The organism is Halorubrum sp. B52, assembly GCF_059752555.1.
Genome location: NZ_MWTG01000007.1, coordinates 484143 through 510159, shown reverse-complemented (window position 1 = coordinate 510159; position 26017 = coordinate 484143). Strand labels below are relative to the sequence as shown.

Here is a 26017-nt window from a genome sequence, read left to right as displayed (position 1 = left end):
CTGAGCGACTCCGGACTGTATGACGTACGATACCGTCGTGTTCGACAACGACGGTGTCCTCGTGGGCCGCACGCGCTTCGACGTGCTTCGGGATGCAACCCGGGACGCGTTCGAGGAGTGCGGCGTCGAGGAGCCCGACCCGGACGACGTAGAGCGCATGACCATCGGTGCGACCCCCGGCAGCGTGGGGACCGTCTGTCAGACGTACGACCTCGACCCGGGGTCGTTCTGGCGGACCCGCGACGACGTGGTCTCGAAGGCCCAACAGCAGGAGGCCCGCGAGGGGCGCAAGACCCCGTACGACGACCTCGGCGAGCTCCAGAGCCTCGACGTGGAGATGGGGATCGTCTCCTCGAACCAGCAGGCGACCGTGGACTTCCTCGTGAACCACTTCGACGGCTTCGAGCGGTTCGGCGCCGCCTACGGCCGCGAGCCCACGATCCACTCGCTTCAGCTCCGCAAGCCGAACCCGCACTACATCGAGCAGGCGCTCGGCGATCTGGACGCCGGCAACGCGCTGTTCGTCGGCGACAACGAGTCCGACGTCCGCGCGGCCGAGAACGCCGGCATCGACTCCGCGTTCATCCGGCGACCCCACCGCCGCGACTGGGAGCTGAACGTCTGGCCCACCTGGGAGATCGAGCGGCTCTCCGACCTCCACGACATCGTCGGGTGAGGGGTCGGCGGCCGGCGGCACTCGCCCGACGAGCGTCGCGGCCGCGCGGCTCTCTCAAGGTTTAACTCCGATGGGGAGCTACGCCGCCACAGTGACGAACCCCCCGCCGTGGGCCGACGTCTTCGGCCACGAGGAGCCGTATCCGGAGCAGGCCGACGGGATCGACGCCGCCGTCGACGCCGCCGAGGACGGCGGCTTCCTCGCGCTGGAGGGCGCGTGCGGGACCGGCAAGACGATGCTCGCGCTCACCGCCGGGCTCGACCGCGTCCGCGACCCGGACTCCGACTTCGAGCGCGTTTTCGTCCTCACGAGCGTCAAACAGCAGCTGCGCCAGTTCGAGACGGATCTGGGAACGATCAACGCGAACCTCCCCGACGGGTACGACCCGGTCTCGGGGCTCACCCTGGTCGGCAAGGCGGACGTCTGTCCGTACGCGCGCGAGAACCGCGGCGGGATCGACCGCGAGAACGTGTACGAGCGCTGCGAGGGGCTCCGCGAGCGCACCCGGAACCTCGTCGGCGACGGCGGCGCGACGACGACGTCGAACCTCGTGAGCGAGGCGCGGAGCCAGCAGGTGGGGCTGATGGACTCGGGGAGCACCGGCGGTCGAGCCGCCGGCGACGGCGATTCCGGCGGTGACGCGGGCGCCGGCGACTACCTCAGCGTCGACGGCGAACCGACTCCCTACCGCCCCGACACCGAGGAGTACGAGGGGACGGAGTTCTGTCCCTTCTACGCCGGCTTCCTCGACGACCTCCCGGAGGACGGCGACCCCGCGGAGGCGGTCCCGTTCGACGTGACGGACCTCGGCCACGTCGACAGCGACGAGCTGGTCCGGCTCGCCGCCGGCCACGGCTCCTGTCCCCACTCGATCATGGGCGCGCTCGTCCCCGAGGTCGAGGTCGTGATCGGGAACTACTACCACGCGTTCGACCCGGTGACGACCGGGACGTTCACCGGCGCGCTCTTGGACGACGCGACGTTCGTCGTCTGCGACGAGGCGCACATGCTCGAACCGCGGGTCCGCGACCTCGTGAGCGACGCCGTCGCCGACGCAAGCCTCCGCGACGCCGAGAACGAGCTCACCCGCGTCGTCCAGCCGCTCTCCTTCGAGACGGCCGGCGCGGAGTCCGACGACGCCGAGCTCGTGCGCGGCGAGCTGGCGGACGCGGACGTGACCGTCGAGGAGATCGAGTCGGTTCGGGAGTTCTACGCCGACCTCCGCGGCGAGCTCGATCGTCGGGTGACCGAGCGGCTCGACCGCGAGCGCCCCGACTGGCGGGCGTCGATGCGCGAGCTCGACGACGACGAGATCGCGCTCCGCGACCCCGAGGAGCCGGCCGAAGACGAGATCACGGCGTGGGCGGAACGCGAGGGGTACGGCGACCGCGTCTGGGCCCGCGCGCGGCAGGTCGGCGCGGTCGTCAAGCGCGCCCTCGACTCGCTGGAGGGGGAGGACAAGCAGCGGGCGGCGCCCGGGGTCGGGCGCACCCTCAACGCCTGGTACCGCGAGGGCCACGAGGAGTTCTTCCGCGCGATCGACTTAGAGCGGACGTGGGACGAGACGGCGCCGCCGGACTCGTGGCGCCGCGCGTACAACGCAAGCCTCGCGCTGTACAACTGCCTGCCGAGCGAGCCGATCGGCGACCGGCTCGCCGAGTTCGGCGGCGGCGTCCTCATGAGCGCGACGCTGGAGCCGATGGACGTGTTCCGGGAGGTGACCGGGCTCGACCACCTCGAAGCGCAGGGGCGGCCGGTCGTCGAGCGGACGTACGGCCTCTCGTTCCCCGAACCGAACCGCGCGAGCCTCGCCGTCGACGCGCCGAAGTTCACGCACCAGAACCGCGGCGCCCCGGGCGAGGAGAACGACACTCGTCTCGCGCACCTCGACGCGACGGCGACGGTGGCGGCCCGCGAGGGCAACGTGCTCGTCGGCACGCCGAGCTACGCGGAGGCGACCTGGATGGCCGACTCGCTCTCGGAGCGGCTCGACAAACCCGTGCTCCTCGACGAGTCCTCGGGCGACCGCGCCACGGAGTCGCTGAAGGACGACTTCTTCGCGGGCGAGGGGAAGGTGCTCGTGACGAGCCTCCGCGGTACCCTCACCGAAGGCGTCGACTACCGGGGGGACCGCCTGTCTGCCGCCGTCGTCTGCGGCGTCCCCATCATCAACACGTCTCGGCCGCGGACACGGGCCGTGATCACCGCCTACGACCGCCGGTTCGAGTCCGGCTTCGAGACGGCGCTCACGGTGCCGGCGGTGCGGAAGGCCCGGCAGGCGGTCGGCCGGGTCATCCGCGGCCCGGACGAGCGCGGGGTGCGCGTCCTCCTCGACGCCCGCTACGCCCGCGAGTCGTGGAACAGCGTGCGGGAGTACCTCCCGGAACACGAGCGGGAGGAGTACCAGCCCGTGAGCCCGGACATGCTCGGCCTCGCGCTCGATCGGTTCGAGCGGCGGGCCGGCGGCGACTGACTCCGAACGCCCGCGGCGGACTGCAGTGATGCGCGGCGTTGCGGCCCTGAAACGGTCAACTAACAATTGCTTAAACCGCGGTACGATGCGTTTAACTAGGTCACGACGGCGCGTGCCCGGATGTATGAGTTCCGCAACGCAAAAGCCGAAGTACCACGTCGTCTGCCGGGAGTGTTCTGTCGAGCGCCTGTACGACGACGGCGACGAGGCGACCGACCTCGAGCGGAAACACACCAAAGAGACCGGTCACCGGATCGTCGTCGGGCGAGTCAAGTAGCTCACACCACGTTCGCGTCGATGTCCCGCGGGAAGTGCGTCAGCGTCTCCGTCCCCGACTCGGTGATCGCGACCGTGTCCGAGTGGCGATAGCCGCACTCGTCGGTGTAGAGCCCGGGCTCGATCGTGTACACCTGTCCGGGAGCCATCACGGCGTCGTCGCCGTCGTAGCGTTCGCCCCAGCCGCGGTCGATGTAGGGGGGCTCGTGGGCGCCGAGCCCGATGTTGTGACCGACGTGGTGTCGCGCGAGGTCGGTCACGCCCTGCTCCTCGAAGTAGTCCCAGACGACCTCGTCCACCTCGGCCACCGGGACGCCCGGCCCGAGCGCGTCGATCGCGAGGGTCTGCGCCTCCAGCATCAGCTCGAAGTAGTGCTCCTGCTCGTCGGAGTAGTCGCCGACGAACATCGTCCGCTCCAGCTCGGAGCGGTAGCCGTCGACGTCCGCGGTCGCGCCCGTGACGAGGACGTCGCCCTCGGCGAGCCGCTCGTTCGGGGTGTGGCCGTGGGGGAGCGCGGTCTCGCGGCCGGAGATGTAGCCCGCGTGGACGGGACCGCCGCCGCGGACCCGGACGCTGTACGCGTCGCCTAAGGCGTCGAGCATCGCCCGCGACGCCTCCGTCGAGGCGCGCTGCGAGACGGTCGCCGGGTGCGCGCCGGGCTCGGAGAAGTCGGCGAGGTAGCGGTGGCCGAGGTTCGCCCACTTGGCCGACTCGCGGATCAGATCGACCTCGGCGTCGGACTTCTCCCAGCGCATGCGGTCGACCCACGACTGCGTCTCGACGTCGACGAACTCGGAGAGCGCGGGACCCTCGTACCCCATCACGCCCGGCGCGCCGTCGGCGTCGGTCGCCGCGCGGTCGACGTCGAGCCCGTTCAGCATCTCGACGGCGACGCGGATCGGGTCGCCGCCGGGGTAGTCGAAGTAGTGATGAACCGCGTCGATCCGGGGATTCGGCTCGACGCGCTCGACCTCCAGTCGCGGGACCGTGATCTCGACGCGGTCGGCCGTCACCGCGAGGACGACCGGCCGCTCGGTCTGGATGTGGTGGAAGCCGGTGAGGTACTCGATCGCGGTCGCGCCGAACCACGTCGCGGCGTCGGCGTCGGTCGCCGCGAGCCGGTCGCGGACCGCCGCGAGCCGGTCGTCGAACGCGGCGTCGGGGAGGCGTGTCGCCATGGCACACGATCCGCGAACACGCGGATAAACGGTCGGGTTGCGGAACGAGTCAGGTAAAATCGCGAGCGCCTCGGTCCGGTAGGAACCGGACGAATCGACCCGGTCAGTTCTCGCGGCGGGCGAACGCGAGGTTGCCGGAGACGTTCTTGATGTACGCTTTCACGGTCTCGCCCTCCTGCGCGCCGGGGACGAAGACGGTGTACTCGCCGACCTCGGCGACGCCGTCGCCCTTGCGACCGGTGCCGACGATCTCGAGCTCGTACGTCTTGCCCGACTCGATCGCCTCCTCCTGGCGCTGCGTGTTCGAGGTGTTCTGCTTCGCGACCGGCCGGAAGGCCCCGCAGGCCTCACACCGGAGCATCGGGGTGCGGTTCTCCGTCTCCAGTCGGGTGTCGGGGAGGCCGCACTCCGAGCAGGTGACGAACGACTCGATGTACGAGTCGATCGCGGCCTGGAAGTCGCGCTCGCGGAAGTTCCCGCTGTAGCGGGCGCGGCCCGACTCGTACTGCCCAGCAGTGCCGAGCTCCTGCTGGATCTTCGAGTGAACGTGCTCGGGCTCGCGGCTCAGCGCGTCGGCGATCGCCGAGAGGTTCGTCAGTCGGGTGAACGCGCCGTCCTTCTGCGCCTCCGGGTCGGGCACCGACAGCCGCTCGTCGGAGCCGCCGAGGTCCGGTACCTCCTCCATCGCGCGGTCGAGGCTCGATTCGTAGTCCATGCTCGACGGAAGGCGGGGCCGACGGAAATCGCTTCCGGGTTCGGGAGGACGCGAGGCGGCCTCTGGTCCGTCCGCGCTTAAAGACCCGTCCAGAGTATTCCGGCGAGGAGGAGGAACGCGAAGGCGTAGACGAGAACGACGAGCGCGTTCCGCTTCGGGGCGTTCAGCGCCGTGCCCGGGAGGTATCGCGGAAGCGACCGGAGGATCTCGGCCGGCACGCGGGGGATTCGGAAGCGATCGTTCGAGTCGGTCATCGTGTCACCGTATCGAGCAGTACGTTAGCAGTTTGTACGGTTAGGTATACGGCGCGATACGGTCTTAACACCGAATTAACGACCGACGGTACGGATGTAATGGTCGCTTCCACCTCCGGGTCGGAGCCCCGATCAGCTACATGTCACCCTCCGTTCGAGACGCACGGCCACGCCGTCTCCGGACGCATCGATCCGGATCGGCTCACCACAGGAGACGGACGAAAACGTGTGCGTCGCGCGCTCGCCGGACGCGAGCGGAGCGAGATCGGCCGACGTACCGTTGACGGTGACTTCGACCGTCGTGAGTGCCGTTCTCGCCGGGAACTGGTTGGTCACCGTCACGTCCACGTACGCGGTCTCGTTTCCGCTACTATTCTCCGTCACGTTCACGTTCGCGGTCACGTTTTCGGTGCTATACTGCGTCTGTTCGAAACCTAGGTACGCGTTCGGGTCCTCGGCGACTTCGATGGAGACGTCCCGGTCGGCCGCCGTCGCGCTGAAACCAGTGCTGCTCGTCACGAGCACCGTGACGGCGAGGAGCGCGACGACCAGCAGTACGCGTCGCCGTCGACTCATTCCTCATCGACCTCGGGCGGCCTGTTTCTCGCGCCGAGTCGCATCCGACAGTAGTTGTCGTAGAGGTGCCCCACCGACGACACCGACAGCGCCGTCACGAGGAAGACGCTGAAGTGGAGCGGCGACAGCAGCGAGAACGGATAGAAACTCGCCCAGATTCCGAGCAGGCAGACGACGCCGAGCAGGGAGAGCCCGCAGTAGTAGGCGCTCCACGGGATGTCCCGGCCGGTGAGCGAGTCGACGTAGAAGTTGGCGTCCGAGGCCGCCTCCGTGAGTTCGATGACGCCGCGCCGGGAGTCATACTCGACGAACCCGTACTCGTCCATCTTCGGCAGGTGGAACTGTCGGAGCGCGTTCCGCACGCGCTTTCGCTCGCGGTGGGTGAGCGCGTCGATCTCCTTCCCGTACTCCCAGCTCGCGACCCAGTCCGTGAGCTCCGAGACTGTGACGGACTCCCCGTTCCGTCGCTTGAGGTAGTGAATCGCGTAGCGGCGGCGCTGGTTGCTGAGCACTTCGAAGACGTCGTCTCTGGTGAAGTCCGCTTCCTCTCTCGACGGCAGCTCAGCGTCGCCGTCGACCGCGTTACTCGTCTCTGTCTGTGCCTCAGCCATGCTCCCTCCCCCTACACACATCTCGCCAGTAGGATCAACTGAATGTCACTTTAGTATAGATAGCGGAAACGATGACAAAGCCCCTCTACCCCGGGTCGAAAGATAGGTATTCGATCTGATTAATAATTGAGTCGTTTCCGAGAATATCGTCGGTAAACGTCTCCTATTCCGGATTAACTGTATTGAAAATAATGTATCCGACCACTCACAACCTATCGTGATCGGCGCACGAGCGTTAAGCTCAAGTAAAGTGACTCAGGTGACTTGACAAAGTATCCTTGCTCGTCCTTCATAGAGCCTATTCCGGCTTAACAGACACTCTCTCCCGGTTTTGCTGGTGGTCTATTCCAAAGAGGGTCCCGCCTCTTGAGCGGAATACGCCCCGCGGACGGCGACGGAAACTCGTCGGCGTTCGTGAACGGGGCGTCACAACGAGGTAGCAAACCAATGCAACGACGTAAGTTCATAGTTGGAATGGGATCGCTCGCCGCCGGTGGAGCGGCTGCAATGAGTACAAGTGCGTTCTCAACGGCGACAGTCCGGAATCGGGATTTCTCAGGAACCGTCACCAACGACAACAATGCTCTGTTGCGGCTAGATCCGACAGTGAGTCCTTACGCTGGCGAAAGCGGTGGCGAACTTACTATCTCCATCGACGGTCTCAACCAGAACGCAGATTTCACCTTCAATCAAGTCTTCCGCATCCATAACGACGGTACGGAGTCAGTCGACATTAGCTTATCACTCACCGATAATCCGGGTTCCGCCGTTGAGGCCGCACCTTCGGAGAAAAACACCGGTGCCACCGCCGATCTGTTGGCCAGTAGTCTCCAAGTCGATCCCGGCCAGTACGTCGACGTTGGCGTCGAAATTACGGTCGGATCGGGGACTGGAACCTTCAGCGGTGAGTTCAACGTTGAGGCGACCTAACGCTCATAATTGATCATAGGAATAAAATCAGAAATCCAATTCGAGTAAGCGAAAAATCAAGCGACCTTCGACTTGACAAGGTAATTATACTTCCCACTTATACTGCAATCTCGTTGACCACCGTCGACAGCGCCTCTCGAACCTTCTTTTCCATAGGTTCCAAGATATTCTCTATCGACATTATCTCGGAGGGGAAGGGTGGTCACCGTGGATCCGTTTGTCCTACTGCTCAGTTGGACTGTTCATTGTTGAAAATAAGGCCGACATCGGCGATGATTGTCCCTCTTCGCAGCTGTCGAGTCCGGCGATCATACAAACGTCGCTGTTCATCGAGTCAATCCTCTCGTTGATCTCGATCCTTAACGACGGAGCTAATTTAGGAGAGCGGAGCGCACAAAAGGATTTCACATGGACGACAAACTGTAATGGGACGCTAGTCGATGTTAACGTGACTGACACTCAACGTCACGGTAAGATTGACAAGTACACCGCTCAAGAGTCATCGAAAACGCCCAGGAGACCGCGGCCGCAAACGAACAGTAGCGGGAGGTAGATTTGAACTACCGATCTCCGGGTTATGAGCCCGGCGGAATCTCCTGGCTATCCCATCCCGCTATCGTATCAAAACCCGTTGCGACTGTTAAGGGTTCTGATCCCGTCGCCCGTGTGCGATTCGGCCACGCACAGTTTATATACTCTGGCGGCGGTTGACACCACCGAGATCGGGTTCCGTCGCCGAGTCTGCTCACTCCGATCCGGCGTGTCGCTGTCGGAAACGGATCGCGAGGACCGCGCCGATGGCGAACGCGACCGGGAGGACCGCGTCGGCGGGGTCGCCGGAGAGCGCTCGGCCCGCGGTCAGCCCCGCCATGAGGGCGAACAGCAGCGCCAGCAGTCCGGAGATGGGGACCACGTATCCCTCGGTGAACGTCGATCGACCGGATCCGTCGCTCATACGCTCACCCTCGGCGGGAGGCGGGTAAAACCCCGCGGCGCCGGGGCGACCGGCGGCGTCGCCTTGCGCCGGCCGCAAACGCTTTTATCAATGAAAAATAGTGATAGATCGATGCGAAAACCGCTACTGACGACGGACTTCCTAGATCGGGCGCGCCGGCACTACGCCGACGAGGAGGCCGTGCTCGCGACCGACGGGACGCGGTACACCTACGCCGAGCTCGGCGAGCGCGCGGACCGGTTCTCGGCCGCCCTCCAAGCGCGCGGGATCGAGAAGGGCGACCGCGTCGCGGTGTTGGACCCGAACACGCACTACCACCTGGAAGCGGCCTACGGCGCGATGCAGGTCGGCGGGGTTCACACCCCGCTGAACTACCGGCTCACGCCCGACGACTTCGCGTACATGCTCTCGGACGCCGGCGTCGACGCCATCTACGCCGACGCCGAGTACGCCGACCGGATCGAGGCGGTCCGCGACGAGGTGCCGACGGAGACGTTCCTCACGAACGACGCCGACGCGGTCGCGGGCGACTGGGAGTCGTTCGACGAGGCGCTCGCTGACGCGGACCCCGACGCCTACGAGCGGCCGGAGATGGACGAGGACGAGGTGATCACGATCAACTACACGTCGGGGACGACCGGCGACCCGAAGGGCGTCTGTCGGACGCACCGCGCGGAGACGCTCCACGCCTACCTGATCGCGATCCACCAGGAGATCACCGACGACGACGTCTACCTCTGGACGCTCCCGATGTTCCACGTCAACGGCTGGGGGCACATCTACGCGGTCACGGGGATGGGCGCCCGGCATATCTGCACCCGCGGCGTCGACGTCGCCGAGGCGTTCGACCGGATCCGCGAGGAGGACGTCTCCTACTTCTGTGCGGTCCCCACGGTGCTCAACATGCTCGGCGACCACCACGCCGAGCACGGCGGGCCGACGACCGGCGACAGCGACGTGCGCGTCGCGACCGCGGGCGCGGCGCCGCCGGAGGCGACGATCCGCACCGTCGAGGAGGAGTTCGGCTGGGAGCTCAAACACGTGTACGGCGCGACCGAGACGGGTCCCCTCATCACCACCTCGGACGCGAAGCGCCACTTCGAGGCGGACTCGCCGGACCGCTTCGCGGTGAAGAAGACCCAGGGGATCGGCTACCTCGGCACCGACGTGCGCGTCGTCGACGAGGACGGCGAGGACGTCCCCGCCGACGGCGAGACGATCGGCGAGATCGTCGTCCGCGGCAACCAGGTGATGGACCGCTACTGGAACAAGCCCGAGGCCACCGAGCGGGCGTTCTCCGAGCGGCTGGAGGGGTACTACCACATGGGCGATCTGGCCGTCGTCGACGAGGACGGCTTCGTCTCGATCCAGGACCGCAAGAAGGACATCATCATCTCCGGCGGCGAGAACATCTCCTCGATCGAGCTGGAGGACACCCTCTTCGAACACGAGGTCGTCTCCGACGCCGCGGTCATCCCCGCGCCCGACGAGCGGTGGGGCGAGACCCCGAAAGCGTTCGTCGTCCCGGAGAGCGGCGACCCCGACGACGCGGGCGCGACGCCCGAGGAGCTGAAGGCGTTCGTCCGCGAGCGCGTCGCCGACTACAAGACGCCGGGCGAGGTGGAGTTCGTCGCCGACCTCCCGACGACGGCGACGGGGAAGATCCAGAAGTACGAGCTGCGCGAACGCGAGTGGGACGAGGAAGAGCGGATGGTCGGCGAGGGGTAGCTAAAAAAGCGGCTCACTCCTCGTCGAGCAGGCTCGCGACGAGCTCCTCGGGATCGAACAGCGTGAGGTCGTCGTACCCCTGCCCGGTCCCCAGGAAGAGGATCGGTTTGCCGGTGACGTACGCGACGGAGATGGCGGCGCCGCCGGAGGAGTCGGCGTCGGCCTTCGTCAGGATGGCCCCGTCGATCTCGGCGGCGTCGTTGAACTCCTTCGCGCGGTTCACGGCGTCCTGCCCCGCGACCGCCTCGTCGACGAACAGCGTCATGTCCGGGTCGACGACGCGGTCGATCTTCTCCAGCTGCGCCATCAGGTCGTCGCTGGTGTGGAGCCGCCCGGCCGTGTCGCCGAGCACGACGTCGACGTCGTTCGCCGCCGCGTACTCGACGCCGTCGTAGATGACGGCCGCCGGGTCGCCCCCCTGGTCGTGGGAGATGAGCTCCCGGTTGAGCCGCTTCGCGTGCTCCGCGATCTGCTCGTTCGCGCCCGCCCGGTAGGTGTCGCCGTTCGCCAATACCGACGAGTAGCCGCGGTCGGCGAGCCACTCGGAGAGCTTCGCGATGCTCGTCGTCTTCCCGACGCCGTTGACGCCGGTGAACACGATGGTGACGGGCTTGTCAGCCTCGGCGATCCGCTCTTCGAAGTCGAACTGGCCGACGGCGATCACGTCGAGCAGGGCGTCGTGGAGCGCCGACTCGACCAGCTCGCCGGTCGTCTCGACCTGCTTGCGCGACTCGCCGAGCATCTTCTCGCGGACCGTGTCGAGGATCTGCTCGGCGACGCTCATCTCCACGTCGCTCTCGAGGAGAGCCATCTCGAGGTTCCACAGCGGCTCCTCTAAGTCCTCCTCCTCGATGATGATCCGGCCCGTCGCGAACGCCTTGGCGCGCTGGAAGGTGCTCGGCTCGTCGTCGCCGGCGTCGCTCTCGGCGGGCTCCTCAGTTGCGTCGGCGCCCGCGTCGGCCGCGACCGCCTCCGCGTCACCGCCCGCGTCGACGCCGTCGCTCGCGGTCGTTGCGTCGGCGGCCGACTCGTCGCCCTCGGCGGGCTCCGCCTCGGCGTCGGCGCTCTCCTCGACGTCCTCTCGGAACCCCGAGAGCTTGTCCTTCAGTCCGTCGAACACGGTCTACCTTACTCCTCGTCGCCCTGGCCCTGCCCCATCTGCTGCATCTGCTGCTGCTGCATCTGCTGTTGCATCTGCTGGGCCTGCTGTTCGAGCTCCTGGCTCTCGTCTTCGAGCTCGTCGACCTCCTCCTGCGTCTCCTCGATGCGGTCGTCCAGCGCCTCCTGCTTGCGCCGGAGCACGTCGACGGCGTCGCCCTCGCTCTGCTCCGCGGAGTAGTTGCCGCCGAGCGAGACGATGATCTCGTCGATGTCCTGGACCTCGGCGCGGACGTAGGCGCCGCCGCCGAGCGGGACCTGCACCGTCGAGCCGGTGTCGAGCGTCCCGATCGCCTCGACCGCGTCGTCGATGTCGGACTGCTCCTCGCGGAAGTCGGCGATCTCCGCCTCGAGGGCTTCGATCTCCTCGTCGAGCGCCTGCAGCTCCTGGGAGAGCTGCTGGAGCTGCTGTTGTCCGCCGCCCATCATGCCGCGGACACCTCCTCGATCTCGATCTGGGTGCGCTTCCGGTTGTGCTGGCTCCCGACCGTCGTGTAGATGCGCTCGCGGGCGAGGTCCTCGTTCTCCGCCTCGACATCCTTCGTGAACGGCTGGTAGTCGCCTCGACTCTGGAACCGTCCACTCACCGTGTAGGTACTCATGTTCTCCGATCCGGCAGGGACAGGGAAGTATCTTCCTAAAAAGCGAGGAGCCGATGCCGAGAAGGGAATGCCTCCGATCGGGCCGCAGTCCGCGAATTCCGGAGGATTCGGCACGGCGGCGACGGGAGCGTGCCGACGGCGACGCGCACTCGTCGGTGGTCGCGCCGCCCCCGGCTCGTCGTCGGTTCGTCGTCGGTTCGCCCTCGGCTCGCCGGTGGTTCGCGAGTGGCGGGAGAAACGGGAGTCGGGGGAGTCGATCGAGCCGCGAAAAGCTCGGCGTCAGTCGATGAAGCCGAGCGTCTCCTCGATGCGCCCGAGCTCGGGACCGGTGGTGTCCTCGCCGACGACGTACCCCTCGTCGGTGGCGACGAGGCCGGAGCCGACGAGCGGCGCGCCGTAGTTGACCGTGCCGAGGTCTGCGCGGACGTCGAGCGCCTCCTCGACGGCCTGCAGCTCCGACTCGGTCGATTTTGGGTGACAGAGCACGCCGGCGTTGTTGGCGACCGCCGCTGTCCCGACGGTGCGGACGTCGCCGAGATCGCCGCGTTCCACGGGGACGCCGAGGGTCTCTCTGACCGTCACGATCGACTCGCGCGGGAGGTCCGGATGGACGTAGGCGCCGTAGTCGTTCGCGAGGACGACGTTACCGGCCGCGTTGATCTCGCCGGGGAGCTCGCCCACCTCGCGGTCGGCGGCCTCGGCGATCCGCGACTGCTCCCGGTCGGTCGCCCGCGCGGAGACGAGAACGCCGTTCTCGTTGCCCGTCGCGAGGGAGCCGACGGTGTTGGCGCCGCCGACCGTCGTGAGGAGGGGCTCGGCGCCCAGCTCCTCGCCGAGCGCGTCGGCGAGCTCCTCGTCGACGTCCGGCCGGACCAACAGGAGGTCGTCGATGGCGCGGGCGAACACGCCCACGTACGACGAGCCGGTGAATGTCGCCCGTAACACGTTACTCGGCGTACTCGGCTTCGACGACGGGCTCGCCGTCCTCGACGAACCGGGCCGCGCGGACGCGGACCTTGCTCGGCGGGTTCTCGCGCCCGTTCGCCCAGACCGCCTCGTTGACCGAGGTGTCGATGACGACGTCCGCCTCGTCGACGGAGAAGTGCTGCGCGAGGTGCTCGCGGACGATCCGCATCGCGAAGTCTGCGCGCTCCTGTACCGGCTTGTCGTTGGCGTCGCGGAGCGGGACGGTGACGACGCGCTCCTCGAAGTCGCTGGTGCTCATCTATTCGTCCAGGTCGTTCCGGCGCCAGTTGCGCCGCTTGGGGTTTCGCGTCACGTTCATGTCCGTCTTCATCATGACCCACGCGGGGACGCGGGTGTTCTGGCGTTCCGCCTTCGCCAGACGCTTCTTTTGAGCCTTCGATTTGTCTCCCATAGTAGCCCACAGTTCCCGCGGGTCGCATAAAACCCCTTCCATACCGCGTCGCTCGGCGGCGACGAGACGCCCCGCGGCCCGTCCCCTCGCCCCCGCTCAGAACGAGCGTTCGGCGACGCGCTTATAAATACGGTAACAGCGGTCGAGGACGTCGATCCCGACGCTCTCCGTGTCGGTGTGCGCCTCGCCCGGCTCGGAGGCGCCGCAGACGAGGCAGTCTGTCCCGGCCTCGGCGAGCCAGCCGGCGTCGGTCGCGTGCGGCTTGACGACGTGTTCGGGTACGGCGAGCCCGAGATCGTCGTGGACCTCGCGGGCGACCGCGAGCGTCCCCTCGGCGAACGCGTCGTCGCCGCAGGCCATCGGCGGGAGGTCCTGTTCGACCTCCCACTCCACGCCCGTGACCGCCTCGGCGGCGCGGGCGAGGTCGGCGCGGTCGCCTGGGACGGTGCGCTCGTCGATCGTCACCTCGCAGCGCTCCGGGATCACGTTCCACGTCTCGCCGCCCTCGACGATCGTGACCGCGAGCGACCCGGTCACGGACTCGCCGAAGACGGTCGCCGACGGCGCGTCGAGGTCGCGGACGACGTCGATCGCGTCGCTGGCGCGGTAGATCGCGTTCTCGCCGCGCTCGGGCTCGGACGCGTGCGCCGCGGTCCCGCGCGCGACGAGCGTCGAGGCCCGGCGCCCCTTGTGCGCGACGACGACGTCCGTCACCCCCGGCTTCGAGTAGTCGGTCGACCCCTCCGCGACGACCGCGCGGTCGGGGGTGAAGCCCGATTCGATCGCGTGACGCGCCCCGGTCCCGCCGACTTCCTCGCCGACGAACGAGGCGACCGCGAGCTCGCGGCCCGCCGGCGGCTCGGCCTCGCGGAACGCCAGCATGCAGGCCGCCACCGCGCCCTTCATGTCTGCTGCCCCGCGCCCGTGAATCCGCCCGTCGCGGCGCTCGACGACGTACGCGCCGGTGTTCCCCTCTCCCGCCGTCTGGCGCGCCGCCGGCGGGACGACGTCGTGGTGGCCGACCAGCGCGAGCGTCTCGGCGTCGGGGTCGTCGGTCGCCCCCTTCCGAGCGATGACGTTGCCGACCGCGTCGCGCTCGACCCGCGCGTCGGTCTCCGCGCGGAGCCACTCCTCGATGGCGTCGCCGGCGGCGGTCTCGTCCTCGTGGGAGGAGATGCCGACCAGCTCCTCGGTCAGGTCCGCGAGTTCGTCCATGCACGAGTCTGGGCGGTTCAGCGAATTAAATAGCGGTGGTGCGCGTCGTTCATAAATGATCCAGTGCGGCGGCGCGCGCCTGCGAGGCCGCACTCGCGGCCGAGCAGCGCGTGCGAGGGAGGCGGCGGTCCGGGGCGGCTCCGCCCGCGCCGGGCCGTCCGCCGAGGCTGGGGAGGTGTGAGGTGCTGTGCGGGGTGGGACGCTAAGGGGCAGCCGTGAGGAGCGCGGAGGCGACGGAAGCACCGCAGGAACGAGCAGCGCGAGTGACGAGGAGCGCAGCGAGCGTGCGCGCTCCTCACGGCTGGGGCTTTGGCGGTATTCACCGCCGATCCGGCGTCGGAGGGTTATAAATAAACGTCTGAGTTCGCCACCATCGCTCACACATAAGCGCGCGTCATTAATACGTCTCCGACCCCTTCCTCCGTCTATGTCCGATCAGCTCGAAACCGCGACGCTCGGCGGCGGGTGCTTCTGGTGTGTCGAGGCCGCGCTCGAACAGCTCGCCGGCGTCGAGTCGGTCACCTCCGGCTACGCGGGCGGCGGCGTCGACGACCCCACGTACAAACAGGTGTGCTCCGGCAACACCGGCCACGCCGAGGTCGTGCAGGTCGAGTTCGACCCCGAGGTCATCGCCTACGACGAGGTCCTCGAGGCCTTCTTCGAGATCCACGACCCGACCCAGCTCAACCGCCAGGGCCCCGACGTGGGAAGCCAGTACCGCTCGATCGTCCTCTACCACAGCGAGGCCCAGCGCGAGGCCGCCGCGGCCTACATCGAGGCGCTCGACGAGGAGTACGACGACGACGTCGTGACGGAACTCGACCGGCTGGAGACGTTCTACCGCGCCGAGGAGCACCACCAGGACTACTTCGCGAAGAACCCGAACGACGCCTACTGCAGCTTCCACGCCAAGCCGAAGATGGAGAAGGTGCGCGAGAAGTTCGAGGCGAAGGTAGCGAAGTAAGCGGTAGATTCCTCAGCGAACGTCTTCTGAGCACCGACCGCTCGCAGACGGCTGATTGACTACTCTGCGGCGAACACCGCCAAAGCCCCAGTCGCGAGGACTCGCGCGACTCGCTGCGGTCCTCGATCGCTCACTTCGTTCGCTCCCTGCGGTCCTTGCGTCGCCGTGCTTCGTCCTCGCGACTGCCCCTTTGCGTCCCACCCCGCACCGCCACCGCAGCCTCACGCCTCCCCAGCCTCGTCGGTCGGCCTCGCTTCGCTTCGGCCGACCGACTCCCTCGCACGCGCTCCTCGCGGCCTGTCGGCCGCTCGGAGGCGCGCGCCAACCGCCTCGGCTATTTATAAGCAATAATCGCCCACTCCGCCGCCGTTCCTGAACGCGTTCGCCCGGCAACCTTCCGCCGGAACGGCAGACCTTTGTCGCCCCCGATGCGAGCGAGCGTATGGTCTCGCTGGGACTGGTGGTGGCGCGGTTCAACGACGCCGTCACGGAGCCGATGGCCGAGGCCGCCCGCGAGGCGGCCGCCGACCGCGACGCCGTCGTCGTCGACGAAGTGAGCGTGCCGGGCGCGTACGACAGCCCGCTGGCCGCCGACCGGCTCGCGCGCCGCGACGACGTCGACGCCGTGGCGGTGATCGGCGCCATCGTCACCGGCGACACCGACCACGACCGCGTCATCGCGAGCGCGACCGCCGAACAGCTCACGCGAGTGAGCCTCGACCGCGACACCCCCGTCACGTTCGGCGTGAGCGGACCGGGGATGTCCGGCGCGGAGGCGCGCGAGCGGATCGACAAGGGCGCGGAGGCCGCGAACGCCGCCATCGACCTCGCGACGGAGCTCGAATGAGCGCCGGAGACGACACACGGAGCACACGACAATGAGTCACGCATACGACTTCTCGGACCGGATCGGACGCGTAGAGCCCAGCGCGACGCTGGCGATATCGAACCTCGCGGCGGAGAAGGAGGCCGAGGGCGCCGACATCGTCGACCTCTCGGTCGGCGAGCCCGACTTCGACACCCCCGAAAACGTCGTCGAGGCCGGCAAGGACGCCCTCGACGCGGGTCACACGGGGTACACCTCCTCGAACGGGATCCCGGAGCTGCGGGAGGCGATCGCGGCGAAGCTCCGCGGCACGGGGATCGACGCCGACGCCGACGAGGTGATCGTCACCCCCGGCGGCAAGCAGGCCTTATACGAGACGTTCCAGACGCTGATCGGCGACGGCGACGAGGTCGTCCTGCTGGACCCCGCGTGGGTCTCCTACGAGGCGATGGCGAAGCTCGCCGGCGCCGACCTCTCCCGCGTCGACCTCGCCCCCCACGGCTTCCAGCTCGAGCCCGCGCTCGACGACCTCGCCGAGACGGTGTCGGACGACACCGAGCTGCTCGTCGTCAACTCCCCGTCGAATCCGACGGGCGCGGTCTTCTCGGAGGCCGCGCTGGAGGGCGTCCGCGACCTCGCCGTGGAACACGACGTCACCGTGATCTCCGACGAGATCTACGAGCGCATCATCTACGACGCCGAGCACGTCTCGCTCGCGAGTCTCGACGGGATGGCCGACCGCACGGTCACGATCAACGGCTTCTCGAAGGCGTTCTCGATGACCGGCTGGCGGCTCGGCTACCTCCACGCGACCGAGGAGTTCGTCGGACAGGCCGGCAAGCTCCACTCGCACTCCGTCTCCTGCGCGGTCAACTTCGTCCAGCGCGCGGGCGTGGAGGCGCTGGAGAACACCGACGACTCCGTCGAGGAGATGCGGCGGGCGTTCGCCGACCGCCGCGACCTCCTCGTCGACCTGTTCGACGAGCACGGGGTCGACGTCGACGTCGGCGACGGCGCCTTCTACATGATGCTCCCGGTAGACGAGGACGACCAAGCGTGGTGCGAGGCGGCCATCGAGGAGGCGTCCGTCGCGTGCGTTCCGGGCAGCGCGTTCAACGCCCCCGGTCACGCGCGGATCTCTTACGCCGCCAGCGAGGAGCGCCTGCGCGAGGCGGTCGACCGGCTCGTCTCGAACGACCTGTTGTAAAGGCGGCCGACTCCCGGTCGATTTTCCCGTCGATTTATCGACCGTCTCCGGACGAGAGGCCTGGATCGGTCGGTAGCGCGAATCTGCGGTGCGTTTTTATCGCTGCTCCCCGAAGTTTCAACTCGATTTGACAATGTACGACGACATCCTGTACCCGACGGACGAGAGCGCTGGGTCGGCGGCGGCGGCGGCACACGTCAGAGAGCTCGCGTCGGCGTTCGACGCGACCGTGCACGTGCTGCACGTCGTCGTCGCCCGCGAGGGCGGGCTGGGCCTGAGCGGAGCGTTCCTCGACGAGGAGAGCCAAGCGATGAGCGGGCGGTCACCGGAAGAGGGGTACATCGGCGGACACGAGGAAGGGCCCGACACCGACGATGTCGAGGAGCGGCTCACCGAGCATGTGACGGAACTCCTGGAAGAGTCGTCCGAATCGTTCGACGGGATCGACGTGCGGACCGCCGTCAGACAGGGGGACCCGCATACGGCCATCCTCGAATACGCCGACGAGAACGACGTCGACCTCGTCGTGATGGGGACTCACGGTCGGACCGGCGTCGAACGCTACCTGCTCGGTAGCGTCACGGAGAAGGTGGTGCGCCTCTCGGACCGGCCCGTGGTGACGGTCCGGGCCGACGAGGAGTGACGGCGCGGATCCGTCGGATCGCTCTCCCGATGCTCGACCGCTCCCGCCGGTGGGATTTTATATAACTGTGCGGATGGTTGGCTTGGTGACACCATGTACGATCACATCCTGTATCCCACGGACGGGAGCGACGGTTCCGAGGCCGCGATAGCACACGTACGGGAGATGGCCGAGGCGTTCGACGCGACGGTGCACGTGTTACACGTCGTCGACACGCGTCAGTTCACGCTCGGGATGGGCGGGAACTACATCTCTGGGCCGAAGGGCTACGCGAAAGACCAGCCGTCCACAGAGGACCGGAAGCGCGAGCTCGAGGAGCGCGCCAGGCCGTTCGTCGAGGAGCTGGCGGCCGATTTCGAGGGGATCGACACGGTCTCCGCGGTCCGGGCGGGGAACCCCCACAGGGCCATTCTCGAGTACATCGACGAGAACGACATCGACCTCGTCGTGATGGGCACCGAGGGTCGCACCGGCGTCGAGCGCTACCTGCTCGGCAGCGTCTCCGAGAAGGTCGTGCGGCTGGCCGGCCCGCCCGTGGTGACGGTGCGGGCCGAGGAGGAGTGATGGCCGGCGACCGCCGCTCGGCACCGGTCGGCCGCCGGCTCGCTCCCGGACGGTCCGCCGTTCCGAAACCCTTACTCCCGGTCCGGGACACCTCGACGTATGAGCGATACGTCCGAGTCGACGGGTGACGCGGGGGCGGGCGAGTCGGGCGATCCCGACTCGCCCGCCGGTTCCGATGCGGCCGCCGTCGACGCCGAGGAGGTCCGTCACGTCGCGGAGCTGGCCAGAGTGCGCCTCGCCGACGACGAGGTCGAGACGTTCGCCGCGCAGTTCGGCGACATCCTCGACTACTTCGAGGCCCTCGACGAGGTCCCAGAGACCGAGCGCGAGGAGGAGCTCGTCAACGTGATGCGCCCCGACGAGGTCGAGTCGGGGCTCTCCCAGGAGGAGGCGCTGTCGAACGCCGAGAAGACCGAAGACGGCTACTTCGTCGGGCCGAAGGTGTCGTAGATGGCGGCCGACCTCAACGCCTTCATCACGGAGGCGACGATCGAGGGCGACGCGGACGCCGAGGGCCCCCTCGCGGGGGCGACGGTCGCGGTCAAGGACAACATCTCCACCGAGGGCGTCCGGACGACCTGCGGCTCCGAGATGCTCGCCGACTACGTCCCGCCGTACTCCGCGACGGTCGTCGACCGGCTGACGGACGCCGGCGCGACGGTCGTCGGCAAGGCGAACATGGACGAGTTCGGGATGGGGACGACCACCGAGACCTCGGCGTTCGGCCCGACCCGGAACCCCGCCGATCCGGAGCGCGTCCCGGGCGGCTCCTCCGGCGGGTCGGCGGCGGCGGTCGCCGCGGGCGAGGCCGACCTCGCGCTCGGCTCCGACACGGGCGGGTCGGTGCGCTGTCCGGCCGCGTTCTGCGGCGTCGTCGGCATCAAGCCGACGTACGGGCTCGTCTCGCGGTACGGCCTCGTCGCGTACGCGAACTCCCTCGAACAGATCGGGCCGATCGCGGGCACCGTCCAGGAGGCGGCCGCCGCGCTCGACGTCATCGCGGGGCCGGACCCGAACGACGGGACGACGCGGGACCTCGCCGAGGTCGAGGGCGCCGACCCGGACGCGAGCTACGCCGCGGCCGCCGACGGCGACGTCGACGGGCTGGTGGTCGGGATCCCGACGGAACTGTTCGAGGGCGCCGACGAACGCGTCGTCGAGACGGTCGAGGCCGCGATCGCGGACCTGGAGGCGCGGGGGGCGGAGACGACGGAGATCTCTCTCCCGTCCGTCGAGCACGCGGTGCAGGCGTACTACGTGATCGCGATGGCGGAGGCCTCCTCGAACCTCGCGCGCTTCGACGGCGTCCGGTACGGGAACCGCGCCGAGTCGGACGGCAACTGGAACGAGTCGTTCGCGGAGACGCGCGAGGAGGGGTTCGGCGCGGAGGTCAAACGCCGGATCCTGCTCGGGACCTACGCCCTCTCGGCGGGCTACCACGACAAGTACTACGAGAAGGCGCAGGACGCCCGCGCCTGGGTCCGGCGGGACTTCGAGGAGGCGTTCGCCGACGTCGACGTGATCGCGTCGCCGACGATGCCGGTGCTCCCGTTCGAGCTCGGCGAGAGCCTCGACGACCCGCTGCGGATGTACCTCGCGGACGCCAACACCACTCCGGTCAACCTCGCGAACCTCCCGGCGATATCGGTGCCGGCCGGCGAGGCCGACGGGCTCCCGGTCGGCCTCCAGATCGTCGGCCCGAAGTTCGACGAGGAGACGGTGATACGAACCGCGAGCGCGGTCGAAGACGCCGACTGAGGCTCGCTACCGGCGGTTCTTAATCCGTGTAAAACCGCGTTGAGCGTCTCGCCCGGTTATGTGTGTCGCGCCCCTCCTCCCGAGCGCATCATGACCGACACCGAATCGACGGCGACGGACGCGTTCGATCGCGACTCCGTTCGCTCCGCCAGCCGGATCGCCATCGCGGCGCTCGCGCTGGTGGGCGTGTTGTACCTGTTCACGCTGCTCCCGGGCGTCGATCGCCTGGTCCCGCTGACGCCGATCACGTTCGCCGCGGTCGCCAGCGCCGCGGTGACGGCCGCGGTCGTCGCCCTCCTCGCGTACGCCGCGCCGAAGGTCGCCTCGCTGACGCGCGCCGCTCTCCACCGGACCGACGCCGCGGAACACGTCGAGCGCATCGCGGAGAACGGCGGCGCGATGGCGTACTGGCTCGTCGTGCTCGTGGCGGTGCTGGTCGCGCACCGCGGGTTCGCCGGCGCGATCGTCCCCCTGATCGACGGGTTCGCGTGGGCGTACGACGCCGCGTTCCTGATCGCGTCGTTCGTCCCGCTCGTCTTCGTCGTGGCGCGGCTGACCGTGACCGTCGACCCGCTCTCGGAGCTCGTCGCCGACCGGGTCGCGGGGCCCGAGTCGTCCGGAGAGGCCGGCGACGCGGGCCCGGACGAGTCCGAGGCGAGCGCGGGCGGTGACGACGCCGGCGGATCCTCGGCCGCGACGGGCGAGCGCGACGCGACCGATTCGCACACGCACTGGGCCGAAGACCGGTGGGACGCCGACGGCGCGGACGACGCGTCCGACGACGAGTCGACGACCACCTGAACGAGTCGACGGACCCTGTCCCCCGCCTCGGATCGCGATCCGGAACGTCCATACCTGCCCCGGTGAACGGGGACGTATGGCGCTGACCGACGAGGAGCGGAGCCGGCTCGCCGACATCGTCCGCCTCCAGCCGACGAAGAACGGCGAGCTGCAGGACGCGTGGGGGCTCGACAGCGGCAGCGAGGTACACCAGTACCTGCAGAACCACCTCGAGGAGTACTACTACCGCGACGACGACAGCCTGATCCGGTCGACGGCGGAGGCAAACGACCTCGTCGACGTCGAGCCGGGCATCGAGGCGGACGCGGTCGCGAAGGGCGGCGCGCCGGAGACGATCCGCGTCCCGGAGCTGGTGGCGCAGGTGTTCGAGGTGGTGGCCGACCCCGACGAGCGCTCGCAGTCGGTCGTCAGCGTGCTCAACGCGGTTCGGGAGGCGTTCGACGTCGACCCCGGCGTCGACGAGGTGCGGCGCGCCCTCCGGACCCTCGAACGCAAGAACGTCGTCGAGGTCGTCTACCGGACCGTGCCGACGTTCAAGCTCGCCGTGGCGCGCGACGAGATCACGGTCGAAGTGAGCGAATAGTTGACTTAAAAGGTAGTTGTCGGAGCGGAGATAGTCGACGGAGAAAGAACCCGTGCCGACTCAGCCGCCGTTTTGTAACCGTCCAACCCGCAGTCGACGGCGACCACCCCCAAAGCCCCAGCCGGGAGGCGTGCGCACGCTTGCTGCGCTCCTCGATTGCTCACTTCGTTCGCTCCCTGCGGTGCTTGCGGCGCCTGCGCACGCCTCCCGGCTGCCCCTTTGAGTCCCACCCCCTCACCGCCCAGAACCACACCTCACACCTCCCCAGCCTCGCGGTTCGCGCTCTCCGAGCGCTCACCGCGTCCCTCGCGCGTGCACCTCGCGCCCTGCGGGCGCTCGGTGGCACGCGCCACTGTATCGAAACTCCCCCGCCTCACATCCCCATGTCGGCGGCGGCGTCGGGGACCGGCAGGTCGCCGACGGCGACGCCGAGCAGCTCCGCGGCGTGGTCGAGCGCCATGTCGAACCCGTAGTACCGCTCCAGCTCGTCGCCGGTCGGTCCCGGACGGACCTTCAGCATCGCGTACCCCTCGGCGTTCTGGGCGATCGTGGCTTCGGCGCCGTCGGCCGAGAAGGTGAGCAGGCGCTCACCGTCGGCCTCCTCGTAGCGCGCCGCGATCCCGTTCGCTTCGGCTTCGGTGGACTCGGTCGCGGTCGACTTCGCGCCGGCCTCCCCGTCCGCCGTCGTGTCGTTCATACCCCGAATACGGAGCGGTCCCTGTCGTATCTGTCGGTCGTCGCGACGGGAGGTGCGGGTCCGGCCCCTCCGGCTCACCGCGGGTCCCAGCCGTGGAACTCGGTGCCGGTCTCCAGTTCGAGGTCGAACGCCTCGATCATCCCGCCGAGGCCGGCGTACCCCTGCGCGAGCGCTGCGATCCCGACGACGGTCTCGTCGTCGTACAGGGCGGCGACCTCGTCGTGGGCGACCGCGTCGACCTCGCGTCGGACGACCGCGACCGCGTACTCGACCAGCGTCGTCTCGGCGGCGTCGAGCGGGGCGAGGTCCCCGGTGCCGATCCCGGCGATGACGTCGTCGTCGATGCCGACACCGCGGGCGATGTTGACGTGCTGGTGCCACTCGTAGCGGTTCCGCGTCTCGCCCGCGGCGGCGAGGATGACGAGCTCGCGGTGGCGGTCCGAGAGGCCGCTGTCGGTCCACAGCGAGCCGAGGAACGAGCGCAGTCCGGCGAGCACCTCCGGGTTGTTGCCGAGCGACCGGTAGACGTGGAGCGGCTTCCCCTGGAGCGACGACTCCAGCAGCTCCTCGTACTCCTCGGGCACGTCCGACGCGTCGACGTATGGAACGCGGGCCATACGAACCCCTCTGCGGCGACGGGGATAGCTATGTGCGACTCGGTCACGCTCGCCGGATTCGATCCGGGATGGCAAGCTTAAGGGACGCGACGCGCCTATCGCTGCCAATGAGTACCGAGGTGTCGCGGCGGCGGGCGTGGGTGATCGCCGCGCGGCCGCAGACGCTGCCCGCGGCGGCCGCGCCGGTGATCGTCGGCGTCGGGCTCGCGCTCCGGACGGGCGCGTTCGCCCCGCTCCCGGCGCTCGCGGCGTTCGTCGGCGCGGCGCTGATCCAGGTCGGCACCAACTTCGCGAACGACTACTACGACGCGATCCAGGGGGCCGACACGGACGACCGCGAGGGGTTCACCCGCGTCGTCGCCAGCGGCCTCATCGAACCCGCCGAGGTGAAGAGGGCGATGTGGCTGACGTTCGCGGCCGCGATCCTCGTCGGCACCTACCTCGTCGCCGTCGGCGGCGTCCCGATCCTCGTGATCGGCCTGGCGTCCGTCGCCGCGGGGATCGCCTACACCGGCGGGCCGTACCCCCTCGGCTACCACGGTCTCGGCGACGTCTTCGTGTTCGTCTTCTTCGGCGTGATCGCCGTCACCGGCACCTACTACGTGCAGGCGGCCGCCCTGGTCGGCGGGGCGTTTCCGCTGTGGATCCCCGAGGGCACGGTCACCCTCGCCGCCGTCGTCGCCAGCCTCCCGATCGCAGCGCTGTCGACGAACATCCTCGTCGTCAACAACGTCCGCGACCGCGAGGAGGACGCGGCGACCGGCAAGCGCACCCTCGCGGTCCGGTTCGGCTACGGGTTCTCCCGCGCCCAGTACGTCGCCCTGCTCGCGCTCGCCTACCTCACCCCCTTCTGGTTCCTCGCCCGCGGGGACGGCCCCGCTGTGCTGCTCCCGCTCGTCACGCTCCCGCTCGCGGCCGGCGTCGCGCGCACCGTCCTGACCGAGACGTCCGGCGACGCGCTCAACCCCGCGCTGGAGTCGACCGGGAAGCTCCTCGCGGCCTACGCGGTCGCGTTCGCGGTCGGCCTCGCGCTCTGACCATGCGGCTTCGCCCCTTCTCGCTCGGCCTGACGAGGCCGCTCGGCACGGCCCGCGGCGAGATCGCGGAGCGCGAGGGGTTCCTCGTCGGCGTCGGCCCCGGCGATAGCGAAGACGGCCGACACGACGGTCGCGACGGCGCCCGCCCGCCGGGACTCGGCGAGGCCGCCCCGCTCCCGGGGTGGACCGAGTCGCTCTCGGAGTGCGAGTCGGCGTTACGCGGCGTCAGCGACGCCGACGGCGCCCTCGTCGACGACGCGCTCGACCGCCTCGACCCGAGCAAGACGCCGGCGGCCCGTCACGGGCTCGCGCTCGCGCTCGCGGACGCCGCGGCGAGGGAAGACGGCCGATCGCTGGCCGCGCGGCTCGCGGCCGAACACGGGGTCCCGACGCCGGCGGAGGCGGTTCCGGTCAACGCGACGGTCGGAGACGGCGACCCCGCGACGACCGCCGCGGCGGCAGAGCGGGCCGTCGCCGACGGGTTCGACTGCGTGAAGGTGAAGGTCGGGGCGCGCTCGCTCGACGCCGACGTCGAGCGCCTCCGCGCGGTCCGGGAGGCGGTCGGCGACGGCGTGGCGCTCCGGGCCGACGCGAACGGCGCGTGGGACCGCCCGACCGCGCGGGAAGCGCTCGACCGCCTCTCGCCGCTGGACCTCGCCTACGTCGAGCAGCCGCTCCCCCCGCACGACCTCGACGGCGCGGCGGCGCTCCGAGGCGGCCGGACCTCCCGGGACCGCGACGGCGGCAGCGCCGACTCCGCGGTCCCGATCGCCCTCGACGAGACGCTGTCGAACCACGGGCTCGACGCCGTCCTCGACGCCGACGCGGCCGACGTCGTCGTCCTGAAGCCGATGGCGCTCGGGGGTCCGGACCGCGCCCTGACGGCGGCGGCGACCGCGCGAGCGGCGGGCGTCGAACCCGTGATCACCACCACGATCGACGCGGTCGTCGCGCGGACCGCCGCGGTCCACGTCGCGGCCGCGGTGCCCGAGGTCGCCCCCTGCGGGCTCGCCACGGCCTCGCTGCTCGACGAGGACCTCGCGCCGGACCCCTGTCCGGTCGCGAACGGAGAGGTACCGGTGCCGGACGGCCCCGGACTCGCGGGGGACGCGTTCGACGGGCTCCTCTGAGCGCCCGCAGCCCGCCCGTCAACGGTCGGGCTCGACGACCTCGATGACCCCCTCCATGTCCCGCGTCTGGTGGGGCGTGCAGACGTACTCGTAGGTGCCGGGCTCGGTGAACCGGTGTTCGAACGTGTGGCCCTCGGCCGCGGCGAGGCCGGAGTCGAAGGCGCCGCCCCTGTCGACGACGTTGTGGCTCCCGCCGACGTCGGTCCACTCCCAGACGACGGTCGCGCCGACGTCGACCCGGACGGCCGCGGGCGCGAACGAGAAGCCGCCGTCCGCCCCGACGGCGACCGAGACTGTCTCCTCGGCGGTCCGGTCGACCGTCTCCGCGTCGTCGCCTCCGGGGAGGAGCGCGCCGGTACACCCCGCGAGGCCGGCGACCGAGGCGGCGCCGACGGCCGCGAGCAGCTCGCGTCGCGTTCGCCCGTTCATGCCGGATCGAGAACCCGGACGGTATAAAGCGTCCCG

32 protein-coding genes and 1 tRNA gene are annotated in these 26017 nt (G+C 69.1%); 16 read left to right on the top strand and 17 right to left on the bottom strand.

Features of this window, described 5'->3' with window-relative positions; translation table 11 throughout:
* The first annotated feature begins 19 nt into the window (after window positions 1-19).
* The 3 genes from B4V04_RS04025 (at window position 20) to B4V04_RS04015 (ending at window position 3426) form a co-directional block, all read left to right on the top strand.
* Window positions 20-676 (top strand): HAD family hydrolase, encoded by a 657-nt coding sequence (locus tag B4V04_RS04025; RefSeq protein ID WP_498229370.1) that lies wholly within the window; start codon window positions 20-22, stop codon window positions 674-676.
* 91 nt (window positions 677-767) lie between these two features.
* The gene (locus B4V04_RS04020; RefSeq protein ID WP_498229369.1) at window positions 768-3149 is read left to right on the top strand and encodes an ATP-dependent DNA helicase; all 2382 of its coding nucleotides are present in this window, start codon (window positions 768-770) and stop codon (window positions 3147-3149) included.
* 124 nt (window positions 3150-3273) lie between these two features.
* Entirely contained in the window at window positions 3274-3426 is a 153-nt protein-coding gene (locus B4V04_RS04015; RefSeq protein WP_498229368.1) for a hypothetical protein, read from the top strand.
* 1 nt (window position 3427) lies between these two features.
* Here B4V04_RS04015 and B4V04_RS04010 read toward each other — a convergent pair whose 3' ends face one another.
* The 5 genes from B4V04_RS04010 to B4V04_RS03990 form a co-directional block, all read right to left on the bottom strand.
* On the bottom strand, window positions 3428-4603 hold the full coding sequence (locus B4V04_RS04010; protein ID WP_498229367.1) for a M24 family metallopeptidase: 1176 nt from the start codon (window positions 4601-4603) through the stop codon (window positions 3428-3430).
* 103 nt (window positions 4604-4706) lie between these two features.
* A complete protein-coding gene (locus B4V04_RS04005) occupies window positions 4707-5318 on the bottom strand; it encodes a translation initiation factor IF-2 subunit beta (protein WP_498229365.1) in 612 nt (203 codons plus the stop codon).
* Window positions 5319-5395: 77 nt separating this feature from the next.
* Window positions 5396-5572 (bottom strand): hypothetical protein, encoded by a 177-nt coding sequence (locus tag B4V04_RS04000; protein WP_498229363.1) that lies wholly within the window; start codon window positions 5570-5572, stop codon window positions 5396-5398.
* 132 nt (window positions 5573-5704) lie between these two features.
* A complete protein-coding gene (locus B4V04_RS03995) occupies window positions 5705-6148 on the bottom strand; it encodes a hypothetical protein (RefSeq protein ID WP_498229361.1) in 444 nt (147 codons plus the stop codon).
* Window positions 6145-6759: a DUF7344 domain-containing protein gene (locus tag B4V04_RS03990; protein WP_498229359.1), complete on the bottom strand. Its 615-nt coding sequence runs from the start codon at window positions 6757-6759 to the stop codon at window positions 6145-6147. Before B4V04_RS03990 ends, B4V04_RS03995 begins: the two co-directional genes overlap by 4 nt.
* Window positions 6760-7206: 447 nt before the next feature.
* On the opposite strand from B4V04_RS03990, the gene B4V04_RS03985 reads away from it, so the two are divergent.
* A complete protein-coding gene (locus B4V04_RS03985) occupies window positions 7207-7689 on the top strand; it encodes a DUF1102 domain-containing protein (RefSeq protein ID WP_498229358.1) in 483 nt (160 codons plus the stop codon).
* A gap of 540 nt (window positions 7690-8229) precedes the next feature.
* Here the strand turns inward: B4V04_RS03985 and B4V04_RS03980 are convergent.
* Window positions 8230-8304: transfer RNA gene (locus tag B4V04_RS03980), tRNA-Met, on the bottom strand.
* Window positions 8305-8434: 130 nt separating this feature from the next.
* A complete protein-coding gene (locus B4V04_RS03975; RefSeq protein ID WP_498229356.1) occupies window positions 8435-8644 on the bottom strand; it encodes a hypothetical protein in 210 nt (69 codons plus the stop codon).
* Between the two features lie 111 nt (window positions 8645-8755).
* On the opposite strand from B4V04_RS03975, the gene B4V04_RS03970 reads away from it, so the two are divergent.
* The gene (locus tag B4V04_RS03970; RefSeq protein ID WP_498229355.1) at window positions 8756-10372 is read left to right on the top strand and encodes a long-chain-fatty-acid--CoA ligase; all 1617 of its coding nucleotides are present in this window, start codon (window positions 8756-8758) and stop codon (window positions 10370-10372) included.
* A 13-nt stretch (window positions 10373-10385) separates the two neighbouring features.
* Here the strand turns inward: B4V04_RS03970 and ftsY are convergent, their stop codons facing one another.
* The 7 genes from ftsY to B4V04_RS03935 form a co-directional block, all read right to left on the bottom strand.
* Entirely contained in the window at window positions 10386-11492 is a 1107-nt protein-coding gene (gene ftsY / locus B4V04_RS03965; RefSeq protein WP_498229353.1) for a signal recognition particle-docking protein FtsY, read from the bottom strand.
* Window positions 11493-11500: 8 nt separating this feature from the next.
* Window positions 11501-11956, bottom strand: coding sequence for a prefoldin subunit alpha (pfdA, locus tag B4V04_RS03960; RefSeq protein ID WP_498229945.1), 456 nt, complete (start codon window positions 11954-11956; stop codon window positions 11501-11503).
* A complete protein-coding gene (gene rpl18a, locus B4V04_RS03955) occupies window positions 11956-12132 on the bottom strand; it encodes a 50S ribosomal protein L18Ae (RefSeq protein ID WP_144799119.1) in 177 nt (58 codons plus the stop codon). The genes pfdA and rpl18a overlap by 1 nt, the downstream gene beginning before the upstream one ends.
* A gap of 279 nt (window positions 12133-12411) precedes the next feature.
* A complete protein-coding gene (locus B4V04_RS03950) occupies window positions 12412-13077 on the bottom strand; it encodes a translation initiation factor IF-6 (RefSeq protein WP_498229351.1) in 666 nt (221 codons plus the stop codon).
* A gap of 1 nt (window position 13078) precedes the next feature.
* A complete protein-coding gene (locus B4V04_RS03945) occupies window positions 13079-13357 on the bottom strand; it encodes a 50S ribosomal protein L31e (protein WP_267664170.1) in 279 nt (92 codons plus the stop codon).
* Window positions 13358-13510: a 50S ribosomal protein L39e gene (locus B4V04_RS03940; RefSeq protein WP_004050128.1), complete on the bottom strand. Its 153-nt coding sequence runs from the start codon at window positions 13508-13510 to the stop codon at window positions 13358-13360.
* A 96-nt stretch (window positions 13511-13606) separates the two neighbouring features.
* On the bottom strand, window positions 13607-14725 hold the full coding sequence (locus B4V04_RS03935) for a M20 family metallopeptidase (RefSeq protein ID WP_498229349.1): 1119 nt from the start codon (window positions 14723-14725) through the stop codon (window positions 13607-13609).
* A 427-nt stretch (window positions 14726-15152) separates the two neighbouring features.
* Here B4V04_RS03935 and msrA point away from each other — a divergent pair, with 427 nt between their 5' ends.
* The 9 genes from msrA (at window position 15153) to B4V04_RS03890 (ending at window position 22071) form a co-directional block, all read left to right on the top strand.
* Window positions 15153-15689, top strand: coding sequence for a peptide-methionine (S)-S-oxide reductase MsrA (gene msrA / locus B4V04_RS03930; protein WP_498229347.1), 537 nt, complete (start codon window positions 15153-15155; stop codon window positions 15687-15689).
* A 442-nt stretch (window positions 15690-16131) separates the two neighbouring features.
* Complete coding sequence (gene ribH, locus B4V04_RS03925) at window positions 16132-16536, top strand: 6,7-dimethyl-8-ribityllumazine synthase (protein ID WP_144799114.1); 405 nt, start codon at window positions 16132-16134, stop codon at window positions 16534-16536.
* Window positions 16537-16567: 31 nt separating this feature from the next.
* On the top strand, window positions 16568-17722 hold the full coding sequence (locus B4V04_RS03920; protein ID WP_498229345.1) for a pyridoxal phosphate-dependent aminotransferase: 1155 nt from the start codon (window positions 16568-16570) through the stop codon (window positions 17720-17722).
* A gap of 133 nt (window positions 17723-17855) precedes the next feature.
* Window positions 17856-18365, top strand: coding sequence for a universal stress protein (locus tag B4V04_RS03915; protein WP_498229343.1), 510 nt, complete (start codon window positions 17856-17858; stop codon window positions 18363-18365).
* Window positions 18366-18458: 93 nt separating this feature from the next.
* Window positions 18459-18929 carry a universal stress protein gene (locus tag B4V04_RS03910; RefSeq protein ID WP_498229342.1) on the top strand — a complete coding sequence of 157 codons (471 nt, stop codon included), beginning with the start codon at window positions 18459-18461 and terminating at the stop codon, window positions 18927-18929.
* A gap of 99 nt (window positions 18930-19028) precedes the next feature.
* On the top strand, window positions 19029-19379 hold the full coding sequence (gene gatC, locus B4V04_RS03905; protein ID WP_498229340.1) for an Asp-tRNA(Asn)/Glu-tRNA(Gln) amidotransferase subunit GatC: 351 nt from the start codon (window positions 19029-19031) through the stop codon (window positions 19377-19379).
* Window positions 19380-20687: an Asp-tRNA(Asn)/Glu-tRNA(Gln) amidotransferase subunit GatA gene (gene gatA / locus B4V04_RS03900; RefSeq protein WP_498229338.1), complete on the top strand. Its 1308-nt coding sequence runs from the start codon at window positions 19380-19382 to the stop codon at window positions 20685-20687. It begins immediately after the preceding gene.
* A 90-nt stretch (window positions 20688-20777) separates the two neighbouring features.
* Window positions 20778-21488 (top strand): hypothetical protein, encoded by a 711-nt coding sequence (locus tag B4V04_RS03895; RefSeq protein ID WP_498229336.1) that lies wholly within the window; start codon window positions 20778-20780, stop codon window positions 21486-21488.
* Between the two features lie 76 nt (window positions 21489-21564).
* Window positions 21565-22071, top strand: coding sequence for a DUF5797 family protein (locus tag B4V04_RS03890; RefSeq protein WP_498229335.1), 507 nt, complete (start codon window positions 21565-21567; stop codon window positions 22069-22071).
* A gap of 373 nt (window positions 22072-22444) precedes the next feature.
* On the opposite strand, the gene B4V04_RS03885 is transcribed toward B4V04_RS03890, so the two are convergent.
* Both B4V04_RS03885 and B4V04_RS03880 read right to left on the bottom strand, forming a co-directional pair.
* Complete coding sequence (locus B4V04_RS03885) at window positions 22445-22768, bottom strand: DUF7111 family protein (RefSeq protein WP_498229333.1); 324 nt, start codon at window positions 22766-22768, stop codon at window positions 22445-22447.
* Between the two features lie 74 nt (window positions 22769-22842).
* A complete protein-coding gene (locus B4V04_RS03880) occupies window positions 22843-23385 on the bottom strand; it encodes a carboxymuconolactone decarboxylase family protein (protein WP_498229331.1) in 543 nt (180 codons plus the stop codon).
* Window positions 23386-23492: 107 nt separating this feature from the next.
* On the opposite strand from B4V04_RS03880, the gene B4V04_RS03875 reads away from it, so the two are divergent.
* Both B4V04_RS03875 and B4V04_RS03870 read left to right on the top strand, forming a co-directional pair.
* Window positions 23493-24422 carry a 1,4-dihydroxy-2-naphthoate polyprenyltransferase gene (locus tag B4V04_RS03875; RefSeq protein WP_498229327.1) on the top strand — a complete coding sequence of 310 codons (930 nt, stop codon included), beginning with the start codon at window positions 23493-23495 and terminating at the stop codon, window positions 24420-24422.
* A gap of 2 nt (window positions 24423-24424) precedes the next feature.
* Window positions 24425-25552, top strand: a complete 1128-nt coding sequence (locus B4V04_RS03870; RefSeq protein ID WP_498229325.1) for an enolase C-terminal domain-like protein — start codon at window positions 24425-24427, stop codon at window positions 25550-25552.
* Between the two features lie 18 nt (window positions 25553-25570).
* On the opposite strand, the gene B4V04_RS03865 is transcribed toward B4V04_RS03870, so the two are convergent.
* A complete protein-coding gene (locus B4V04_RS03865) occupies window positions 25571-25981 on the bottom strand; it encodes a halocyanin domain-containing protein (RefSeq protein WP_498229323.1) in 411 nt (136 codons plus the stop codon).
* Window positions 25982-26017: the final 36 nt, after the last annotated feature.

Excerpts from the sequence above, each read along its gene's own strand:
- B4V04_RS04025 (WP_498229370.1), top strand. The coding sequence starts at position 20 with ATGACGTACGATACCGTCGTGTTCGACAACGACGGTGTCCTCGTGGGC.
- B4V04_RS04015 (WP_498229368.1), top strand. The coding sequence starts at position 3,274 with ATGAGTTCCGCAACGCAAAAGCCGAAGTACCACGTCGTCTGCCGGGAG.
- B4V04_RS04010 (WP_498229367.1), bottom strand. The coding sequence starts at position 4,603 with ATGGCGACACGCCTCCCCGACGCCGCGTTCGACGACCGGCTCGCGGCG.
- B4V04_RS04005 (WP_498229365.1), bottom strand. The coding sequence starts at position 5,318 with ATGGACTACGAATCGAGCCTCGACCGCGCGATGGAGGAGGTACCGGAC.
- B4V04_RS04000 (WP_498229363.1), bottom strand. The coding sequence starts at position 5,572 with ATGACCGACTCGAACGATCGCTTCCGAATCCCCCGCGTGCCGGCCGAG.
- B4V04_RS03995 (WP_498229361.1), bottom strand. The coding sequence starts at position 6,148 with ATGAGTCGACGGCGACGCGTACTGCTGGTCGTCGCGCTCCTCGCCGTC.
- B4V04_RS03990 (WP_498229359.1), bottom strand. The coding sequence starts at position 6,759 with ATGGCTGAGGCACAGACAGAGACGAGTAACGCGGTCGACGGCGACGCT.
- B4V04_RS03985 (WP_498229358.1), top strand. The coding sequence starts at position 7,207 with ATGCAACGACGTAAGTTCATAGTTGGAATGGGATCGCTCGCCGCCGGT.
- B4V04_RS03975 (WP_498229356.1), bottom strand. The coding sequence starts at position 8,644 with ATGAGCGACGGATCCGGTCGATCGACGTTCACCGAGGGATACGTGGTC.
- B4V04_RS03970 (WP_498229355.1), top strand. The coding sequence starts at position 8,756 with ATGCGAAAACCGCTACTGACGACGGACTTCCTAGATCGGGCGCGCCGG.
- pfdA (WP_498229945.1), bottom strand. The coding sequence starts at position 11,956 with ATGGGCGGCGGACAACAGCAGCTCCAGCAGCTCTCCCAGGAGCTGCAG.
- rpl18a (WP_144799119.1), bottom strand. The coding sequence starts at position 12,132 with ATGAGTACCTACACGGTGAGTGGACGGTTCCAGAGTCGAGGCGACTAC.
- B4V04_RS03945 (WP_267664170.1), bottom strand. The coding sequence starts at position 13,357 with ATGAGCACCAGCGACTTCGAGGAGCGCGTCGTCACCGTCCCGCTCCGC.
- B4V04_RS03940 (WP_004050128.1), bottom strand. The coding sequence starts at position 13,510 with ATGGGAGACAAATCGAAGGCTCAAAAGAAGCGTCTGGCGAAGGCGGAA.
- B4V04_RS03935 (WP_498229349.1), bottom strand. The coding sequence starts at position 14,725 with ATGGACGAACTCGCGGACCTGACCGAGGAGCTGGTCGGCATCTCCTCC.
- msrA (WP_498229347.1), top strand. The coding sequence starts at position 15,153 with ATGTCCGATCAGCTCGAAACCGCGACGCTCGGCGGCGGGTGCTTCTGG.
- ribH (WP_144799114.1), top strand. The coding sequence starts at position 16,132 with ATGGTCTCGCTGGGACTGGTGGTGGCGCGGTTCAACGACGCCGTCACG.
- B4V04_RS03920 (WP_498229345.1), top strand. The coding sequence starts at position 16,568 with ATGAGTCACGCATACGACTTCTCGGACCGGATCGGACGCGTAGAGCCC.
- B4V04_RS03915 (WP_498229343.1), top strand. The coding sequence starts at position 17,856 with ATGTACGACGACATCCTGTACCCGACGGACGAGAGCGCTGGGTCGGCG.
- B4V04_RS03910 (WP_498229342.1), top strand. The coding sequence starts at position 18,459 with ATGTACGATCACATCCTGTATCCCACGGACGGGAGCGACGGTTCCGAG.
- gatC (WP_498229340.1), top strand. The coding sequence starts at position 19,029 with ATGAGCGATACGTCCGAGTCGACGGGTGACGCGGGGGCGGGCGAGTCG.
- gatA (WP_498229338.1), top strand. The coding sequence starts at position 19,380 with ATGGCGGCCGACCTCAACGCCTTCATCACGGAGGCGACGATCGAGGGC.
- B4V04_RS03895 (WP_498229336.1), top strand. The coding sequence starts at position 20,778 with ATGACCGACACCGAATCGACGGCGACGGACGCGTTCGATCGCGACTCC.
- B4V04_RS03890 (WP_498229335.1), top strand. The coding sequence starts at position 21,565 with ATGGCGCTGACCGACGAGGAGCGGAGCCGGCTCGCCGACATCGTCCGC.
- B4V04_RS03885 (WP_498229333.1), bottom strand. The coding sequence starts at position 22,768 with ATGAACGACACGACGGCGGACGGGGAGGCCGGCGCGAAGTCGACCGCG.
- B4V04_RS03880 (WP_498229331.1), bottom strand. The coding sequence starts at position 23,385 with ATGGCCCGCGTTCCATACGTCGACGCGTCGGACGTGCCCGAGGAGTAC.
- B4V04_RS03875 (WP_498229327.1), top strand. The coding sequence starts at position 23,493 with ATGAGTACCGAGGTGTCGCGGCGGCGGGCGTGGGTGATCGCCGCGCGG.
- B4V04_RS03870 (WP_498229325.1), top strand. The coding sequence starts at position 24,425 with ATGCGGCTTCGCCCCTTCTCGCTCGGCCTGACGAGGCCGCTCGGCACG.
- B4V04_RS03865 (WP_498229323.1), bottom strand. The coding sequence starts at position 25,981 with ATGAACGGGCGAACGCGACGCGAGCTGCTCGCGGCCGTCGGCGCCGCC.